Genomic DNA, 17,399 nt, shown 5'->3' on the forward strand with positions numbered 1-17,399 from the left:
GTCAGTACGTCAGGTCGGGCGTCAGCAGGTGGGAGGTCGCCGCGACCCAGGTCACGCCCCCGAGCGCGACGAGCACCAGCGTCGCCGCCGCGGCCCGGGCCCACCCCGTGCGGCCGCGGACCTCCGCGACGACCCGCCACACCGCCGCGAGCACCCCCGCGGCCGCGACCCACTGCAGCGCCAGCGCGCCGACGAGGACGCCGGTCGGCAGGTCGGCGAGGCTCGTGATCGTCGTGATCGCGACACCCCAGCCGACGAGCGCGAGCACCGCGGCGAGCGCGGCGGTCCGGGTCAGCGTGCGTGCCGTGCGCAGCCCGCGGGTACCGGCGGCCGGGACGACGGCGGGCGCCCCGGGGCCCGCCTCCTGGCCCGTGCGGCGACCCCGCACCCGCCGGACCACGGCACCCACGGGCCACGCGACCAGCGCCAGGACGAGCACCACGGTGCCGGCGGCCAGCACCGGGACGACCGCCTGCCGTGCCGGGGTGAGCGGCACCAGCGACATCGCCGAGTCGTGCCCCACGAGCCGGACCTGCCCGGCGTCGTCGGTGCGCACGGCCAGCAGGCGGTCGCCGCCGACCTCCTGGTACACCCACGGCTCGACCTCCTCGTACAGCCCGGCGCCGAGCGCGCCGGGGCCGGGGGTGAAGAGCACGCGGTCGCCGTCGACGACCTGCGCGCGCACGGGCTGGAGGGGACCGGTGACGGCGAGGAACGTCGAGCGGAAGCCGCGCGTGCTCTCGTACGGCCCCGCCAGCGCGCGGGCGTGCGCGGCGCGGGTGGCGTCGTCGACCGTGCCCGCGGCGGGTGCGTCGGCGGGGAAGTAGCGGTCGGCGAACGCGGCCAGCAGGTCGTCGCGCAGCAGGTACGCGGCACCGTCGGTGCCCGTGCTGGTCAGCGAGAGGAAGATGCCCGCGTCGTCGTCGGGCCACAGCTGCAGGTGCGAGTGGAACGCGGTGGTGTCGCCACCGTGCCCGACGACGCGGTGGCCGTGGCGCGACTCGTCGAACCAGCCCAGGCCCATCCGCGGCCCGGCGGCCAGCGCGCCGAGCGTGCTCGCGTCGAGGGCCGGCTGCTGCATGAGGGTGCGGGCGTCGTCCGGCAGGAGGGCCTCCCCGGTCACGGGGCTGCCGAGGTGGGCGAGCATGAACCGGGCCATGTCGGTGGTCGACGCGCTCAGCGCCCCGGCGGGCGGCTGCCCGACGACCTCGAAGCCGACCGGCGCGTCGTCCGCGGTGCCGGCGTACCCCTGCGCGACGCGGCCGGCCAGGGCGTCCGGCAGCGGCTGCGCGAACGACGACGACGTCATGCCCGCCGGGGCGAGCACGTGCTCGGCGACGTACTCCTCGAACGGCTGGCCGCTGACGGCCTCGACGACGTACCCGGCGAGCGCGTTGCCGTAGTTGGAGTACGCGGGCGTGGTGCCGGGCGCGTACACCTGCGTGGGCGGGTCGGTGACGAGCGACGCGCGCAGGTCGGGGACCGTGCCGGCGTCACCGATCAGCCCGGCGACCCGCTCCTCGTACCCGGCGGTGTGCGTCAGCAGGTGGCGCAGCGTCACGGGCTGCGCGTGGCCGAGGTCGAGACCGGTGTACCGCTCGACGTCCGTGTCGAGGTCGACGTCGCCCTGCGCCACGAGCTGCATGACGGCGGTGGCGGTGACCAGCTTGGACACCGACCCGGGGCGGACGAGGGTGCCGTCGGCGTCGACGGGCTCGCCCGTGGCGACGTCGGCGACCCCGAACCCGCGGGCCGTGACGATCTCGCCGTCGGCGACCACGGCGACGGTCGCACCCGCGATCCGGCCCTCCTCGAGGGCGGCGGGCAGGGTGTCGTCGAGCCAGGCGTCGACGTCGGCGGTCGTGAGGCCGGCCGTCGACGCGGGGTGCGTCGGTGGCGGCTCGGGCACCGTGGGTGCGGCCGTGCACGCGGTGAGCGTGACGAGGCCGGCGAGCAGCACGAGGGCGGCGGACGTGCGGCGGGCGGTGCGGTGCGTGCGCATGGGGCCTCCTGCGCCACGAGGCCCGGGTTGTCCCCGGGGCGGTGCTCGTGACCTGCGTCCATGCTGCTCAGCGGCCTGCCCGCGCGTCTTCGCCCGCACCGCCCAACCCCGCTTGCGACCTCCGGTGGATGCCCCTCCACCCCCGGACCCACCCACCCGCCCCCACCCGCCGACCCCCACCCCCGTCGCCACCCCCACCCGCCCACCCCCACCCCCGTCCCCACCCCACCCCCCGCCGACCCCGTGATCGGTGGCGCCGCCTCGGCGGAGTGCGCGAGGGATGACGGGGTCGGCGAGGTGGGGTCCGTGGCGCCCGGTCGTCGAGACCGTCATCCCTGGCCGATGTCCCGGTGGGTGCGCCATCGATGACGGGGTCGGCGAGGTGGGTGGTCCGGCGGGGAGCCGGCGGCGGGGGCGGAACGGGTGGGTGGGGTGGTGCGTTGGGCAGCGTGTGGGTGACGGATCGGTGGACGTCGGGACTGCGCACGACCCCGAGGGTGCGGGCGGCGAGCGGGCGCTCGCCCAGATCGTGGCGCGCCGCGCCCCGGACCTGCTCGGTCAGGACCCCGCGGCGTTCGCCGAGCGCATGCGCGCCCTGCAGCGCGAGCTGACGCGGTTCCTGCTGCACTACCAGTTCGGGATCGACGAGGTGCTGACCAAGGTCAACATCCTGCGCGAGGAGTTCGAGCACACCCACGACCACAGCCCCATCGAGCACGTGAGCTCGCGGCTGAAGTCGATGGACTCCCTGCTCGACAAGGTCCGCCGCACCGGCTGCGACCCCACGCTGCCCGCGATCCGCGAGCGCATCCGCGACGTCGCCGGCATCCGGATCACCTGCTCGTTCGTCTCCGACGCGTACTGGGTGGTCGACATGCTGGCGCGGCAGCCCGACGTCGAGGTCGTCGAGGTCAAGGACTACATCGCGCACCCCAAGGCCAACGGGTACCGGTCGCTGCACCTGATCGTGCGGATCCCGGTGTTCCTGTCGGACCGCACGGAGCACGTGCACGTCGAGCTGCAGGTCCGCACCATCGCCATGGACTTCTGGGCCAGCGTCGAGCACCAGCTGTACTACAAGTACGACCGCGAGGTCCCGGCGCACCTGGTGGCCGAGCTCGACGACGCGGCGCGGGTCGCGGCCGAGCTCGACGCGCGCATGGGCCGCCTGCGCGACGAGCTGCGCGGCACCGACCCGCGCTGACCCGGCGACGAGGGGGCCGCCGGACGAACACGTGGAGGTCCTGTGTCCGGATGCTCCCGCTTTGCCGTGTTCGGCTAGCCTGCCGGGGGCGCCTCGGTCCGGTGCCCATCCTCGTGAGGTCGGCGTGCGCCGTCCCGCGGGCGAGCGGGTGAGGCGCGGAAGAGGTGGCAGCGGTGGGACGTCAGCAGCGTGGGTCGACGGTCGGGCGGACGGACGGGCTCGAGCACGGTGATGATCTCGCCGACCTGGTGTTCGGCCTCGCGGGCGGCCCCGACCCGGAGGGTGCCGACGAGACCGGGGCCCGGCCGGCCCGGCCCCTCGCCGGGGAGACCGTGGTGCTCGAGGCGGTCCCGCCGCTCGACGCGGACGAGCCCGACGGCGCGGGTGCGGCCGCCGACGAGCCCGCCGTCGTGACGCCGCCGCGCGGCACCCGCGTGCCGCGGAGCCGGTTCGTGGGCCCGTCGCTCGACCAGGTCGTCGAGCCGGGCGTCCCGGCGACGATGGTGGTCAGCCCGGTCCCGCTCGGCCCGGTGCCCGAGCCCGCGCCCGTCGTCGGCCCGCAGCTCGGCCCGCACGCGCAGGGCCGCACGGCGGCGACCGACCACCCCGAGCCGGTCGTCGTGCCCGGGTCGTCGGTGCCGCTCGAGCCGGTGGTGGTGCCCGGCTCGTCCGCGTCCGGGGCGCCCGCGGAGCCCGAGGTCGTCCCCCCGGTCGTCATCGAGCCCGAGCCGGTGCGCGTGGTGCGCCCGTCCGCCGATCTCGTCGTCGTCGCCGACCCGGCGCAGCGCCGCCCTGCGGCCACGGGCTGGCGCGGGTTCCTGCGCCGCGCGACCCGCGGCGTCATCGACCTCGAGCCCGGTCCCCGCGAGCGCGCGGTCATCGAGGCCGCGACCGCGGTGCGCACCCGCTGGCAGGGTCCGCGCACGGTGGTCGTCGCCAACCCCAAGGGCGGCTCGGGCAAGACGCCCACGGCGATCGGGCTGGCGGCGACCTTCGGGCACGTGCGCGGCGGCGGCGTGCTCGCGTGGGACGCCAACGAGACGCTCGGCACCCTGGGTCTGCGCACCGAGGGGACCGCGACGCCCGCGACGGTCGTCGACCTGCTGGAGAAGCTCGACGAGTTCGAGAGCCGCGGCGCGCGCCGCGGCGACCTCGGTGCCGTCGTGCGCGCGCAGGAGTCGGGCAACTTCCACGTGCTGCCGTCGGACGAGGACCCCCGCCGCATGTCGCAGATCGACGCGGCCGGGTTCGCGCGCCTGCACGACGTGCTGCAGCGGTACTACGACGTGCTGGTGGTCGACACCGGCAACAACCCGCGCGCGGAGGGGTTCATGGCGGCGCTCGCGGTGGCGGACGCGCTGGTGATCCCGGTGTCGTGGGCGGAGGACAAGGTCGTCACGGCGGGGCGCCTGGTCGACCAGCTGCGCGAGATGGGCCGGGACGACCTCGTCGAGCGGGCTGTCACCGTGGTCACGGGCCCGTGGGGCGCGGGCACGACGCCGGCGCAGGTGCGGTCGTGGAAGGCGTGGTTCGAGGAGCAGACCGCCGCGGTGGTGCAGATCCCCACCGACGCGCGGATCGGTGGCGGCGGCCCGATCGTGTACGACGAGCTCGGGGCGGCGACCCGGCGGTCGTACCTGTTCGCGGCGTCGCACGTCAGCGGGGTCTTCTCCGCGCTGGGTCCGGCGACGTCCGACCTGCTCTCCGCGGAGCGCTGACCCGCACCTCGCCCGATCGACGACGCCCGTCGGGGCGGTCCCTGCGACCGCACCGGCGGGCGTCGTCGTGCGTGCGGCGAGGTCGCTCTTGTGCCGCCTCGGGTTCTGTGGTTCATTAGTCATGTAATGAACCACAGAACACGCAGGGAGGGTCGCCATGTTCGACGGTCGTGACCCCGTGTACCTGCAGATCGCGGACCAGATCCGGCAGGACGTCCTGACCGGGGCCCTGCAGCCCGAGGAGCAGGTCATGTCGACCACCCAGTACGCCACGACGTTCCGGATCAACCCGGCGACCGCGGCCAAGGCCTTCGCCCAGCTCGTCGACGAGGGCGTGCTCTACAAGCGGCGCGGCGTCGGCATGTTCGTCACGGCGGGAGCCCGCGAGCAGCTGCTCGCCGAGCGTCGCGAGTCCTTCTTCACCGACACGGTCGACCCCGTCGCCGACGCCGCGCTCGTGCTCGGCATCGACGTCGAGGACGTCGTGGCCCGCCTGCGCCGGCGCGCCGCCGCCGGTGCCCCCACCCTGGACGAGGAGGCCGCACGATGAGCACGCCCGGCTACGGAGTCACGCTCCACGGCGTCACGCAGCGCTTCGGCCGCACCGTCGCCCTCGACGGCGTCGACCTCGAGATCCGCGCCGGCACGATCACCGGCCTGCTCGGGCGCAACGGCTCGGGCAAGACGACGCTCGGCTCCCTGCTCGCCGCGTTCCGCCGCCCCACGTCCGGGCAGGTCCGCGTCGACGGCGAGGACCCCTGGGAGAACGAGCGCACCGCACCCGGCGTCTGCCTCGTCCGGGAGTCCGGCGACGTGCTCGACGACGTGCGGATCGCCGACAACCTCGCGTTCTTCGCCGGGGCCCGGCCCACGTTCGACCGCGCGTTCGCCGCCGAGCTGGTGGACCTGTTCGAGCTCGACCCCCGCAGCAAGCCCGCCAAGCTGTCCCGGGGCAAGAAGTCCGCGTTCGGCATCACCCTCGGACTCGCGAGCCGGGCGCCGCTGACGGTCCTCGACGAGGTGCACCTCGGCCTCGACGCCCCCAGCCGCTACGCGTTCTACGACACCCTGCTGGCCGACTACCTGGCCCACCCCCGCACGATCGTGCTGTCCAGCCACCTCATCGAGGAGATCGAGCGGCTCGTCGAGGACGTCGTCGTGCTGGACCGCGGGAAGGTCCTGCTCGTGCAGGACGCCGACTCGCTGCGCGCCGAGGGCGTCTCCGTCACCGGCCCCGCCGACGCGGTGGACGCGTTCGTCGCCGGGCGCACCGTGCTGGGCACGCAGCGGCTGGGCCGCACGTCGCAGGTCACGCTCCGCGGCGCGCTGGACGCGACCGACGTCGACCGTGCCCGCGCCGCCGGCCTCGAGCTGGGCCCCGTGCCGCTGCAGGACCTCTTCGTGCACCTGACCGACCCGCGCCGCCGCGACGGCGCCGCGCCCGCCACCCGCACCGACGCACCCGCCGGGGGGACGCGATGACCACCGCCGTCGCCACGCCCCCGGTGGTCCGCCGGTCGCCCGTCGGGCACGCGCTCGCCCGGCAGCTGCGCACCGCCGCCGTCCTCGCGCTCTGGTTCTGGGCGATCGTCCTCGTGGCCGTCGTCATCGTGAGCGTGTCGATCCTGCGCTCCTCGGGCTCGGTGGACGTCTCGGTCGTCGCGTACGCCCGCCAGGCCGCCACGTGGTTCCCGTTCTCGCAGGCGGTCCTGCTGGCCTCCCTGGTGCGCGTGCACGTGGCGGCCGGTCTGACCCGCCGGACCTTCCTCCGCTCCACGGTCGTCGCCGCGGTCGCGACCGGGCTGGTGCACACCGTCGTGATGGTCGCCGCGCTCACGGTCGAGCGGCAGGTCCACGCCGCGCTCGGCTGGGGCTTCGAGATCACCGAGCGCGGCCTGCCCGGGACCGGCGCCACCGTCCTGCCCCTGCTGGTCGAGTACGGCCCCGGCTTCGTCGTCGCCAACCTCGCCGGTCTGCTCGTCGGCACCGTCTACCAGCGCGGCGGGAGCTGGTGGGGGACGCTCACCCTGCCGCTGACCGTCGGTCCGGTGCTGCTCACCCTCGGCATCTGGAGCGGCTGGTTCGGCCCCCTGCCGGTGGGCCTGTGGGCGCAGACGTCCACGACCACCCACCTCGTCGGCGCCGCCGTCGCCGCGGTCCTGGTCACCACCGCCTACGCCCTCGTGGCCCGCACGGCGCCCGTGCGCACGCCCCGCTGACCCGTCAGGAGCGCCCGATGAGCACCGTCGCCCCGTCCCTCCCGCTGCCCGCGCGCGTGCCGTCCCCCGCCCGCCACGCGCTGCGCATGCCGCTGACGCTCACGGTCACCCTGGGCGCCTGGTTCTGGGTCGTCGTGCTCGTCGGCGCCACGGTCGGCACGGTCGTCGCGGCCCGGGTCGCCGGCTCCGTCGACGTCGCCGTGATCGCGTTCGCCCGGCAGGGCGCCATCTGGTTCCCGTTCTCCCTGACGATCGCCCTCGTGGCGACCTACCTGCGGGTGCACGTCGCGGCCGGGATGACCCGCCGCTCGTTCGTGCGCGCCACGCTGGTCGCCGCGCTCGTCGTCGGCACCGGCCACACCGTCGTGATGACCGTGCTCGTCCTGGCCGAACGGGCCCTGCACGGCGCCCTCGGCTGGGACGCGCGGATCACGGACACCCTGCTGCCCGGCCCGCACGCCACGGTCGGCGCGCTCCTCGCCGAGCTCGGCCCCGTCCTCGTGCTCGCCAACCTGTCCGGCCTGCTCGTCGGCATCGTCTACCTGCGCACCGGCGGCTGGTGGGGCACCCTCGCCCTGCCGCTGACCGTCGGCCCGCTGCTGCTCGCCCAGGCCCTCAACGGCACCGACGACGGCCTGCTCCGCGGGCTGCCCGAGGCGTCCGTGGCCCCCGCCCACGTGCTCGGCACGGCCCTCCTCGGCGCCGCCGTCGCGGCGGCGTACGCCGTGCTCGTCCGCGGCGCCACCGTCCGCACCACCTGACCGCACGACCCGACAGCACGACCCGACAGCACGACCCCGAGCGCGCCACCCCGACCGCACCACCCGTCGCACGGCCCTCCCCGCGCAGCACCGCCGCACAGCTGTAGCACCCGTCCCCACGGAGCCGCACCCCCGGCCCCGCAGCACCCCGCACCCGCGCGCACCCTGCCCCACGAGCCCCGCCCCACGAGCCCCGCCCCGCGCACGGTGCCCACCCGGGCCCCGCGCCCGTCCTGAAGGAGGACGCATGAGCACCACCGACCCCGCCGGCCCCGTCGTCCGGGCCGAGCACCTGAGCAAGTCCTACGGCCGCACCCGCGCGGTGACCGACGTCAGCCTCACGGTCGGCCGCGGCGAGATCTACGGTGTCCTGGGCCGCAACGGTGCCGGCAAGACGACGACCGTCGAGATGATCGCCGGCCTGCGCACCCCCGACGCCGGCACCGTCGAGGTGCTCGGCCTCGACCCGACGCGCGACGCCGCCGCCCTGCACGAGCGCGTCGGCCTCCAGCTCCAGGAGAGCGCGCTGCCCGACCGCCTGCGCGTGCGCGAGGCGCTCGACCTGTACGCGTCGTTCTACGCCGACCCCGCCGACCCCGCGGACCTGCTCGACCTGCTCGGGCTGCGCACCAAGGCCGACGCCGCGTTCAAGGACCTGTCCGGCGGGCAGAAGCAGCGCCTGTCCGTCGCGCTCGCGCTCGTCGGGCGCCCCGAGCTGGCGATCCTCGACGAGCTCACCACGGGCCTGGACCCGCACGCCCGCCGCGAGACGTGGGCGGTCGTCGAGGCGATCCGCGACGCCGGCGTCACGATCATGCTGGTCACGCACCTCATGGAGGAGGCCGAGCGCCTCTGCGACCGGATCGCCCTCATCGCCGGCGGCCGCGTCGCCGCCGTCGGGACGCCCGCGCAGATCGTCGCGCTCGCCCACGGCGAGCAGGTCCTGCGCGCCCGCCCCGACGTGCCGCAGGCGGACGAGGTGCTGCTCGGCGCGCTCGCCGGCGTGCCCGACGTGACCGACGCCGCCGTCGCCGACGGCGTGCTCACCGTCCGGGGCGGGGGAGCGCTCGTCCAGGACGTCCTCGTCGCCCTCGACCGGCGCGGCGTGCGCGTCGCCGACGTCCACCTGGAGCGCGCGTCGCTCGAGGACGCGTTCGTCACCCTCACCGCCACCGACGGCGCCCCGCCCGCGGGCGGCGCCGCCCCGGCCACGACCCGTGGCCGCCGCACCCCCGCCGTCGCAGGCGCCCGCCGCACGACCACCCCGGAGGCCTGACATGTCCACGCCCGCCACCGCCCTGCGCCCCGCCGGCCCCCGCACCGGCCGCGCCCGCCCGCTCGCCCGCATGGTCGCCGTCGAGGCCCGCCTGTTCGTGCGCGACCCGTCGGTGCTGTTCTTCGCGCTGGTGTTCCCCGCGCTCGTCCTCACGGTCCTCGGCCTGGTGATGCCCTGGGCGGACGAGCCGCTGCAGCCCGACGACCCGACGCTCTCGCAGTTCACGGCCATCGCCGGCTACACGCCGACGGTCCTGAGCCTGGCGGTCGCCACCGTCGCGCTGTCGACCTTCCCCTCCGTCGTCGCCACCTACCGGCAGCGGGGCGTGCTGCGCCGTCTGTCGACCACGCCCGTCGGGCCCGCGCGCCTGCTGGTGGCGCAGGTGCTGGTCAACCTGGTCGCACTGCTCGCGGCCGCGGCGCTCGCGGTGGTCAGCGGCCTGCTGGTGCTGGGCATCGCCCCGCCGCGGCAGCCGCTGCTGCTGGTGGGCGTGCTGGTCCTCGCGGTCTTCGCGGCGTTCGCGCTCGGCTCGCTCGTCGCCGCACGGGCCCCGACGGCGGCGGCCGCCAACGGCTGGGGCATGACGCTGTACTTCGTGTCGCTGTTCTTCGCCGGGGTGTGGCTGCCGCTGCCGATCATGCCGGACGTGGTGGCGCAGATCGCGGTCCTCACGCCGCTGGGCGCGGCCACGCAGGCGATGACGGCGGCCTGGTTCGGCCTGCCGTTCCCCGGGCAGGAGGTGCTCGTCATGGCGGCCTGGGCGGTCGTGGGGCTGCCGCTGGCGGCGCGCCTGTTCCGCTGGACGTGACGGCGGCCCCCGCGCGGGCCGCCTGACGCGCTCGCCCCACGCACCGGGAGGAGGGGCCCGGTGCGTGGGGCGCCGTCGCGCATGGGCACGCTCCCACCAGTTGCGGCTCCTTAAACGCTTCGCCCCTGGACCACCTGTGCGCCCGCTGAGCATCGTGGGCGCGTCCAGACGCACCGGCCCGCAGCGACGCGAGCCGGTGCGTCGAGCGTCCTGCACGACCGGCGACGAGGCCAGGTCCGCGGCTGCACCGAGGCAGCCGCGGCGCGTGGGGCCGCGCGCCAGAAAGGTACGGAACATGTCCTCATCGACCCGACGGCGCGCCGTCCGGGCGGCCTGGGCCGTCCTGACCGCCGCGTCGCTCGTGGGCGTCGCGGCCGCCTCGACCGCGACCGCCCTGGCGGGCCCCGCCACGACGACGGTGCAGTCGTCGCCGGTGCGCGCCGCCCTCGTCTCCGACGAGTACGCCCAGCGCTTCCTCGCGCAGTACGACAAGATCAAGGACCCCGACAACGGGTACTTCAGCCCGCAGGGCATCCCGTACCACTCCGTCGAGACCCTCATCGTCGAGGCTCCCGACCACGGGCACATGACCACGTCCGAGGCCTACTCGTACTGGATCTGGCTCGAGGCGCTCTACGGCCAGGTGACCGGCGACTGGGCGCCGATCAACGAGGCCTGGGCGACCATGGAGGAGTACATGATCCCCCAGCAGGCGGACCAGCCCACGAACTCCTTCTACAACGCGTCCAAGCCGGCGACGTACGCGCCCGAGTTCAACCACCCGAGCAGCTACCCGTCGCAGCTCAACACGGGCGTCACCGTCGGCCAGGACCCCATCGCCGGCGAGCTCGCGGCCACGTACGGCAACCGGGACATCTACCAGATGCACTGGCTCGCCGACGTCGACAACGTCTACGGCTACGGCAACGCCCCCGGGCCCGGCTGCCAGCTCGGCCCGTCGCACGACGGCGTCTCGCTGATCAACACCTTCCAGCGCGGGGCGCAGGAGTCCGTCTGGGAGACCGTCCCGCAGCCCACCTGCGACGACTTCACGTTCGGCGGGCGCAACGGCTACCTCGACCTGTTCACGGGTGACGCGTCGTACGCCAAGCAGTGGAAGTACACGTCCGCGTCCGACGCGGACGCGCGTGCCGTCGAGGCCGTCTACTGGGCCAACCAGTGGGCGACCGCGCAGGGCAAGCAGGCGCAGGTGGCGTCGATCGTCGAGAAGGCCGCCAAGATGGGCGACTACCTGCGGTACACGCTCTTCGACAAGTACTTCAAGCAGATCGGCTGCACGTCGCCGTCGTGCCCCGCGGGCAGCGGCAGGAGCAGCGCGCACTACCTGCTGTCCTGGTACATGGCGTGGGGCGGCGCGACCGACACCAACGCCGGCTGGGCGTGGCGCATCGGCTCCTCGCACGCGCACTTCGGCTACCAGAACCCCCTCGCGGCCTGGGCGCTGTCGACCGACCCGGCCCTGACGCCGGACTCGCCGACGGCCAAGTCCGACTGGGCGGCGTCCAAGACGCGTCAGCTCGAGTTCTACCGGTGGCTGCAGTCCGCCGACGGCCCGATCGCCGGTGGCGCGACCAACAGCTGGGACGGCGCGTACGCCACGCCGCCCGCCGGGACGCCGACGTTCTACGGCATGGGCTACACCGAGGCGCCCGTCTACCACGACCCGCCGTCGAACCAGTGGTTCGGCATGCAGGCGTGGGGCGTCCAGCGCGTCGCCGAGCTGTACTACGCGTCGGGCGACCCGCAGGCCAAGGCGATCCTCGACAAGTGGGTCCCGTGGGTCGTCGACCACATCTCCACCGACGGTGCGAGCTGGAAGGTGCCGAGCGAGCTGACCTGGAGCGGCAAGCCCGACACCTGGAACGCCGCCAACCCGGGCGCCAACGCGAACCTGCGTGTCACCGTCAAGAGCTACGGCCAGGACGTCGGCGTGGCGGGCGACGTGTCCCGCGCGCTGCTGTTCTACGCGGCCCGCTCGGGCGACACGGAGTCCCGTGACGCCGCCAAGGGCCTGCTCGACGCCATCTGGGCCCACAACCAGGACCCCCTGGGCGTCAGCGCCGTCGAGACGCGCGGGGACTACCTCCGCTTCGACGACACGTACACCGCCGGCGGCAACGGCATCTACATCCCGTCGACCTGGCGGGGCACCATGCCCAACGGTGACGTGATCCAGCCGGGCGTCTCGTTCCTCGACATCCGCTCGTTCTACGAGGACGACCCGCAGTGGTCCAAGGTCGAGACCGCCCTGGCCACCGGGGTCGCGCCGCAGTTCAGCTACCACCGCTTCTGGTCGCAGACCGCGATCGCCGCGGCGCTGGCGGACTACTCGCGGCTCTTCGAGAACGGCGGCCCGACGCCCACCCCGACGCCGACGCCGACGGTCACCCCGACGCCCACGCCGACGCCGACCGTGACGCCGACGCCGACCCCGACGCCGACGGTCACCCCGACGCCGACGCCCTCCGTGACGCCCACGCCCACCCCGACGCCGACCCCCGGCGCGGCGTGCCGCGTGACGTACACGGCGAGCAGCTGGAACACGGGCTTCACCGGCTCGATCCGCCTGACCAACACGGGCACGTCCGCGCTGAACGGCTGGTCGCTGCGCTTCACCTTCCCGGGCAGCCAGCAGGTGACCCAGGGCTGGAGCGCGCAGTGGTCGCAGTCCGGCGCGACCGTGACCGCGACGAACGCCGCGTGGAACGGCACGCTCGCCCCGGGGGCGACCGTCGACATCGGGTTCAACGGCTCCCACCCGGGCCAGAACCCGGCGCCCACGGCGTTCACCGTCAACGGCTCGACCTGCACGGTCGGGTGACCCGGACGGCCCGGGAGGCACGACCCGGGCCGACGACCCCCGGCACGACCCCATGACGTGACGGGAGCAGGGGCCGGTCCCTCGACGAGGGACCGGCCCCTCGCACGTCCGGGGGGGTAGCCCTACCCCCGGCCCGTGGGGGTGCGCGGTGTTCCGGGTGCTGTCGCGGCACCTACGTTCGGGGTATGGCGACGACGACCACGCACGCACCGGGTGCCGCACCCGCGACCGGCTCCGACGACCCGCCGTCCGCACCGACGGTCCTGCGTGCGGACGCCGCGGTGGTGGCCCCGGCGCTCGTCTCGGCGCGGCACCTGCGGCGCGCACCCGTCGACCCGGCCTCGGGCCGTGCGCTGGCCCAGGTCGTCCTCGGCTGGATGTGGCTGCTGGCCGGAGGGCTGGTCGCGCTCTGCTGGACGGTGACCGCCGCGGGCCTCGTCGTCGTGGGCGTCGGCATCCCGATGCTCGTCGTCGGTCTCGTCGTCGGCAGCTGGTGCGCGTCCGCCGAGCGGGCCCGGCTCGCCGCCCAGACCGGTGCCGTCGTCGACGCGCCCGCGTACCGGCGCGCACCGCGGCGCGGCTGGTGGCGGTGGTCGACCTGGTGGTCGGTGCTGGCCGACGGGCGCCGCTGGGCGCACCAGGCCTACGCGCTGCTCGCGACGGTCGTCTCGACGGCCGGGTTCGTGGTCGTCGTGGCCGTGGGCGGTGCGGGCCTCGCCGCCGTCGCCTTCCCCGTCTACGGCGCCCGCTCGTCGCTCGCGGGCCTCGGCGGCGTGGGCGCACCCGTGCTCGCGGGCGCCGCGGTCGTGGCCGGCATCCTGCTGGTGTGGTGCGCCGCGCTCGCCGCGCAGGGCACGTCGCTGCTGCTCGTCGTCCTGGCCCGTGCGCTGCTCGGCCCGGGGCCCCGCGACGAGCTGCGCCGGGCCCGCGCCGCGACCCACGCGGCGCAGGACGAGGCCGTGCACGCCCGGGCGCGTGCCGACGAGCTGCAGGCCACCCGGTCCGCGGCCGTCGCGGCCGCCGACGCCGAGCGCCGCCGCATCGAGCGTGACCTGCACGACGGCGCGCAGCAGCGGCTCGTCGCGCTGGGCGTCGAGCTCGGGGCGGCCCGACGTCGCGCGTCCCGCGACCCCGACGCCGCGGCCGGTGCGCTCGAGCACGCGCACGCGGAGGTCAAGGAGACCCTCGCCGAGCTGCGCGACCTCGTCCGCGGCATCCACCCCGCCGTCCTCACCGACCGCGGGCTCGACGCGGCGCTGTCCGCCCTGGCGGCGCGCTCGCCCGTGCCCGTGAGGGTCGTCGTGCCGGACCCGGGTGCACTGGCGCGGGCGACGCCCGCCGCGCAGGCCGCCGCCTACTTCGTCGTCGCCGAGGCGCTGACGAACGTGGCCAAGCACGCCGCCGCCGACCGCGTGGTCGTCGAGGCGGGGCTCGTCGAGCACGACGGCCCCTGCCGGCTGCGGGTGGCCGTGGCCGACGACGGCACCGGCGGCGCCGACGCCGCACCCGGGGGCGGCCTCGACGGTCTGCGCTCCCGCGTCGCCGCCCTCGACGGCACGTTCGACCTCGACAGCCCCGCCGGCCGCGGGACCCGGCTCACCGTGGAGGTGCCGTGCGCATCGTGATCGCCGAGGACTCCGTCCTCCTGCGCGAAGGCCTGACCCGCCTGCTCGTCGACGAGGGCCACGAGGTGCAGGGCGTGCCCACGGCCGACGCCCTCGTGGCCGCGCTCGACCAGCCTGCCACGCCCCTGCCCGACCTGGTCGTCACCGACGTGCGGATGCCGCCGACGCACACCGACGAGGGGCTGCGCGCCGCCGTGCACCTGCGCAGCGTGCACCCCCGGCTCCCGGTGCTCGTGCTGTCGCAGTACGTCGAGCAGCGGTACGCCGCCGAGCTGTTCGCCGGTGACGTCCGCGGCCTGGGGTACCTGCTCAAGGACCGGGTCGCCGACGTCGACGAGCTGCTCGGGGCGCTGGCCCGCATCGCGTCCGGCGGCACCGTCATCGACCCCGAGGTGGTGGCCCAGATCCTCGCCCGGACCCGCAGCACCGGCCTGGAGCACCTCACGCCCCGCGAGCGCGAGGTCCTCGCGCTCATGGCGGAGGGCCGCTCCAACGCGGCCGTCGCCGAGCGGCTCGTCGTGGGCCTGCCCGCCGTCGAGAAGCACGTCACGTCCATCCTCGCCAAGCTCGGCCTGCCGCCCGACGCCGACGACCACCGCCGCGTGCTCGCCGTGCTGCGCTGGCTCGAGCACGGCACCACGCAGGTCCCGCCGAACGGAGCACCCCGATGAGCACGCCCACCACCGACGCGACGCCCGCCCTCGTCGACGGCCCGCCTGCCGCCCCGACCCGGTCGCCGCTGGCGCGGGCCCTGACCGTCACCGGCGCCGGGCTGGGCCTGCTCGTCGTGGGGCTCGGCGGCGTGCAGCTCGCGGACCACCTCACCGCCACGACGACGAGCGCCACGGCCTCGTACGGCGCCGCCCCGGTCGTCGAGCTCGTCGCGGACGGCGACGTCGACGTGGTCGGCGGCGCCCCGGGGGCGCGCGTGGACGTCGCGCGCACCGCGCGGGCCGGGTTCACCGGACCGTCGTACACGGTGCAGGAGGGCGCCGACCGGCTCGTCGTCGAGCACCGCTGCACCCCGGGGTTCTTCGGCGGCACGTGCAGCGGGTCGCTGGCCGTGCAGGTGCCCGACGGCACGCAGGTCGTGCTCCGGACGTCCGACGGCGAGGTCCGGGTCGCGGGCGTGGTCGGTGACGTCGAGGCCCGCACCGGGGACGGCGGCGTCGACATCTCCGACGTGGACGGTGCCGTGCGGCTGGACACGGGTGACGGGGACGTCACGGTCGCCGAGGTCACCGGTGCGGTCGTCGCGCGCTCGGGCGACGGCGTGCTGCGCGTGCTGGGCGCCGGTGGTGACGTGGAGGCCCGCACCGGCGACGGGGACGTCCTGCTCGACGGTGCGCGCGGCGACGTCGTGCTGCGCACCGGCGACGGCACGGTGGACGTCCGAGCCGTCACCGGCGACGTCGAGGCGACCTCTGGCGACGGCGACGTGACGGTGCACGGCACCGGCGAGCCCGTCGCGCTGACCACCGTCACGGGCGACGGCCGCGTCGTCGTCGACGCCCCCACGGACCCGACGGCTTCCCGCACGGTCACGATCCGCACGGGCGACGGAGACATCACCTACCGCAACCCAGCCCCCTGACCCACCCGCCCCAGCCCCACCCACCCCCGGTGGGTCCCACCACCAGGTGCCGACCCCGTGATCGGTTGCGCCACGCCGACCGGCAGGTGCACTGATCACGGGGTCGGCGGGCGTGGGGTACCGGCGGTGCGGTGCGGTGGGAGCGGTCGGCCGGGGTGGGCGGCCGGCATGGTGTGGGGGAACGGCGAAGGCCCGTGATCAGCGTTTCCGCTGATCACGGGCCTTCTCGTCTGTCGGGGTGGCGGGATTCGAACCCACGACCTCTTCGTCCCGAACGAAGCGCGCTACCAAGCTGCGCCACACCCCGGTGGAGCCTGGCAAGGATAGCCGACGTGCCGCCCGGGAGTGAAACCGGAATGCGGTGACCCCGGTCGCACCCGCCCGGTCAGCGCGGGACGAGCGTGAGGAGGGTGGCCTCGGGGCGGCACGCGAAGCGCACGGGCGCGTACGGTGACGTGCCGAGACCGGCCGAGACGTGCAGCCAGGACGAGCCGGAACCGCCGCGGGCGTCGGGGCGCGGGCCCGGCCAGCCGTGCAGGCCCTTGGCGCGACGGGTGTCGATGTCGCAGTTGGTGACCAGCGCACCCCAGAACGGCACGGCGAGCTGGCCGCCGTGCGTGTGACCCGCGATCGTCAGGTCCACCGCGTCGGCGTGCATCGCGTCGAGCACCCGCCGGTACGGCGCGTGGGTCACGCCCAGGTGCAGGTCGACCGCCGGGCGGCCGTCGGTGACTGTGCCGCGCACGTCGTCCGGGCCGCCGGCCGGCGGGAACACGTCCCGGTTCATGTGCGCGTCGTCGGTGCCGACGAACGACAGGCGCCGCCCGTCGACCTCCAGCGCGCCCCGGCGGTTGTCGAGGTCGAGCCACCCGGCGGACGTCAGGCGCGTCACCAGCTCGCGCCACGGCAGCTCGGCGGGCTGGATGCTCCGGGTCACGCGCGCATCGGGCAGCAGGTAGCGGGCCGGGTTCTTCATCGACGGCGCGTGGTAGTCGTTCGAGCCGAGGACGAACGCACCGGGCACGGCCAGGAGCGGCTCCAGGGCGTGCAGGAGCGCTGGCATGGCGTCCAGGTGCGCCCAGTTGTCGCCCGTGTCGACCACCAGGTGCGGGGCGAGCGTGGCCAGGTCCCGCACCCAGGCGACCTTGTCGCGCTGCGACGGCGTCAGGTGCAGGTCGGACACGTGCAGGATCCGCAGCGGGTCCTGGCCGGGCGGCAGCACGGGCACGGTGACCTCACGCAGCGCGTACCAGCGCACCTCGACGAGGGCGCCCCACGCCACGGCGGCGGCGCCGGCCAGCGCGACGGCACCGGCCGCGCGCGCGGCCGTCCGGGGGAGCGACGTCACCG

At 75.6% G+C, this 17,399-nt stretch carries 14 protein-coding genes and 1 tRNA gene; 12 read left to right on the forward strand and 3 right to left on the reverse strand.

All coding sequences use genetic code 11. The features are described 5' to 3' along the window. Position 1 precedes the first annotated feature (1 nt). A complete protein-coding gene (locus tag FBY24_RS09435) occupies positions 2–2,002 on the reverse strand; it encodes a serine hydrolase (protein ID WP_142160064.1) in 2,001 nt (666 codons plus the stop codon). A 586-nt stretch (positions 2,003–2,588) separates the two neighbouring features. Between FBY24_RS09435 and FBY24_RS09445 the strand changes: the two genes are divergently transcribed. The 12 genes from FBY24_RS09445 (at position 2,589) to FBY24_RS09500 (ending at position 16,049) form a co-directional block, all read left to right on the forward strand. Further along, a complete protein-coding gene (locus FBY24_RS09445) occupies positions 2,589–3,206 on the forward strand; it encodes a GTP pyrophosphokinase family protein (protein WP_142163366.1) in 618 nt (205 codons plus the stop codon). Positions 3,207–3,379: 173 nt separating this feature from the next. Continuing rightward, a complete protein-coding gene (locus tag FBY24_RS09450) occupies positions 3,380–4,924 on the forward strand; it encodes an AAA family ATPase (protein WP_142160066.1) in 1,545 nt (514 codons plus the stop codon). Between the two features lie 157 nt (positions 4,925–5,081). Continuing rightward, entirely contained in the window at positions 5,082–5,474 is a 393-nt protein-coding gene (locus tag FBY24_RS09455) for a GntR family transcriptional regulator (RefSeq protein WP_142160068.1), read from the forward strand. Continuing rightward, the gene (locus tag FBY24_RS09460) at positions 5,471–6,406 is read left to right on the forward strand and encodes an ABC transporter ATP-binding protein (protein WP_142160070.1); all 936 of its coding nucleotides are present in this window, start codon (positions 5,471–5,473) and stop codon (positions 6,404–6,406) included. Before FBY24_RS09455 ends, FBY24_RS09460 begins: the two co-directional genes overlap by 4 nt. Continuing rightward, positions 6,403–7,143 carry a hypothetical protein gene (locus FBY24_RS09465; protein ID WP_142160072.1) on the forward strand — a complete coding sequence of 247 codons (741 nt, stop codon included), beginning with the start codon at positions 6,403–6,405 and terminating at the stop codon, positions 7,141–7,143. Before FBY24_RS09460 ends, FBY24_RS09465 begins: the two co-directional genes overlap by 4 nt. A gap of 17 nt (positions 7,144–7,160) precedes the next feature. Further along, positions 7,161–7,904 (forward strand): hypothetical protein, encoded by a 744-nt coding sequence (locus FBY24_RS09470; protein WP_142160074.1) that lies wholly within the window; start codon positions 7,161–7,163, stop codon positions 7,902–7,904. Positions 7,905–8,151: 247 nt separating this feature from the next. After that, positions 8,152–9,180, forward strand: a complete 1,029-nt coding sequence (locus tag FBY24_RS09475) for an ABC transporter ATP-binding protein (protein ID WP_142160076.1) — start codon at positions 8,152–8,154, stop codon at positions 9,178–9,180. 1 nt (position 9,181) lies between these two features. Then, the gene (locus FBY24_RS09480) at positions 9,182–9,988 is read left to right on the forward strand and encodes an ABC transporter permease (protein WP_142160078.1); all 807 of its coding nucleotides are present in this window, start codon (positions 9,182–9,184) and stop codon (positions 9,986–9,988) included. A 295-nt stretch (positions 9,989–10,283) separates the two neighbouring features. Next, on the forward strand, positions 10,284–12,830 hold the full coding sequence (locus FBY24_RS09485; RefSeq protein WP_142160080.1) for a glycoside hydrolase family 48 protein: 2,547 nt from the start codon (positions 10,284–10,286) through the stop codon (positions 12,828–12,830). Between the two features lie 185 nt (positions 12,831–13,015). Further along, entirely contained in the window at positions 13,016–14,455 is a 1,440-nt protein-coding gene (locus FBY24_RS09490) for a histidine kinase (RefSeq protein ID WP_142160082.1), read from the forward strand. Continuing rightward, positions 14,443–15,126 (forward strand): response regulator transcription factor, encoded by a 684-nt coding sequence (locus tag FBY24_RS09495; protein ID WP_142160084.1) that lies wholly within the window; start codon positions 14,443–14,445, stop codon positions 15,124–15,126. Before FBY24_RS09490 ends, FBY24_RS09495 begins: the two co-directional genes overlap by 13 nt. Next, positions 15,123–16,049: a DUF4097 family beta strand repeat-containing protein gene (locus FBY24_RS09500; protein ID WP_142160086.1), complete on the forward strand. Its 927-nt coding sequence runs from the start codon at positions 15,123–15,125 to the stop codon at positions 16,047–16,049. Before FBY24_RS09495 ends, FBY24_RS09500 begins: the two co-directional genes overlap by 4 nt. A gap of 233 nt (positions 16,050–16,282) precedes the next feature. Here the strand turns inward: FBY24_RS09500 and FBY24_RS09505 are convergent. Together FBY24_RS09505 and FBY24_RS09510 are read right to left on the reverse strand one after the other, a co-directional pair. Beyond that, a tRNA-Pro gene (locus FBY24_RS09505) sits at positions 16,283–16,356 on the reverse strand. A gap of 78 nt (positions 16,357–16,434) precedes the next feature. After that, positions 16,435–17,397, reverse strand: a complete 963-nt coding sequence (locus FBY24_RS09510; RefSeq protein WP_142160088.1) for a metallophosphoesterase — start codon at positions 17,395–17,397, stop codon at positions 16,435–16,437. Positions 17,398–17,399: the final 2 nt, after the last annotated feature.

The sequence above is a fragment of the Cellulomonas sp. SLBN-39 genome (genome assembly GCF_006715865.1).
Taxonomy (GTDB): Bacteria; Actinomycetota; Actinomycetes; order Actinomycetales; family Cellulomonadaceae; genus Cellulomonas.

What these genes read in the sequence shown, in the direction of transcription:
- FBY24_RS09435 (WP_142160064.1), bottom strand. Translation starts at nt 2,002, where the DNA reads ATGCGCACGCACCGCACCGCCCGCCGCACGTCCGCCGCCCTCGTGCTG.
- FBY24_RS09445 (WP_142163366.1), top strand. Translation starts at nt 2,589, where the DNA reads ATGCGCGCCCTGCAGCGCGAGCTGACGCGGTTCCTGCTGCACTACCAG.
- FBY24_RS09455 (WP_142160068.1), top strand. Translation starts at nt 5,082, where the DNA reads ATGTTCGACGGTCGTGACCCCGTGTACCTGCAGATCGCGGACCAGATC.
- FBY24_RS09460 (WP_142160070.1), top strand. Translation starts at nt 5,471, where the DNA reads ATGAGCACGCCCGGCTACGGAGTCACGCTCCACGGCGTCACGCAGCGC.
- FBY24_RS09465 (WP_142160072.1), top strand. Translation starts at nt 6,403, where the DNA reads ATGACCACCGCCGTCGCCACGCCCCCGGTGGTCCGCCGGTCGCCCGTC.
- FBY24_RS09470 (WP_142160074.1), top strand. Translation starts at nt 7,161, where the DNA reads ATGAGCACCGTCGCCCCGTCCCTCCCGCTGCCCGCGCGCGTGCCGTCC.
- FBY24_RS09475 (WP_142160076.1), top strand. Translation starts at nt 8,152, where the DNA reads ATGAGCACCACCGACCCCGCCGGCCCCGTCGTCCGGGCCGAGCACCTG.
- FBY24_RS09480 (WP_142160078.1), top strand. Translation starts at nt 9,182, where the DNA reads ATGTCCACGCCCGCCACCGCCCTGCGCCCCGCCGGCCCCCGCACCGGC.
- FBY24_RS09485 (WP_142160080.1), top strand. Translation starts at nt 10,284, where the DNA reads ATGTCCTCATCGACCCGACGGCGCGCCGTCCGGGCGGCCTGGGCCGTC.
- FBY24_RS09490 (WP_142160082.1), top strand. Translation starts at nt 13,016, where the DNA reads ATGGCGACGACGACCACGCACGCACCGGGTGCCGCACCCGCGACCGGC.
- FBY24_RS09500 (WP_142160086.1), top strand. Translation starts at nt 15,123, where the DNA reads ATGAGCACGCCCACCACCGACGCGACGCCCGCCCTCGTCGACGGCCCG.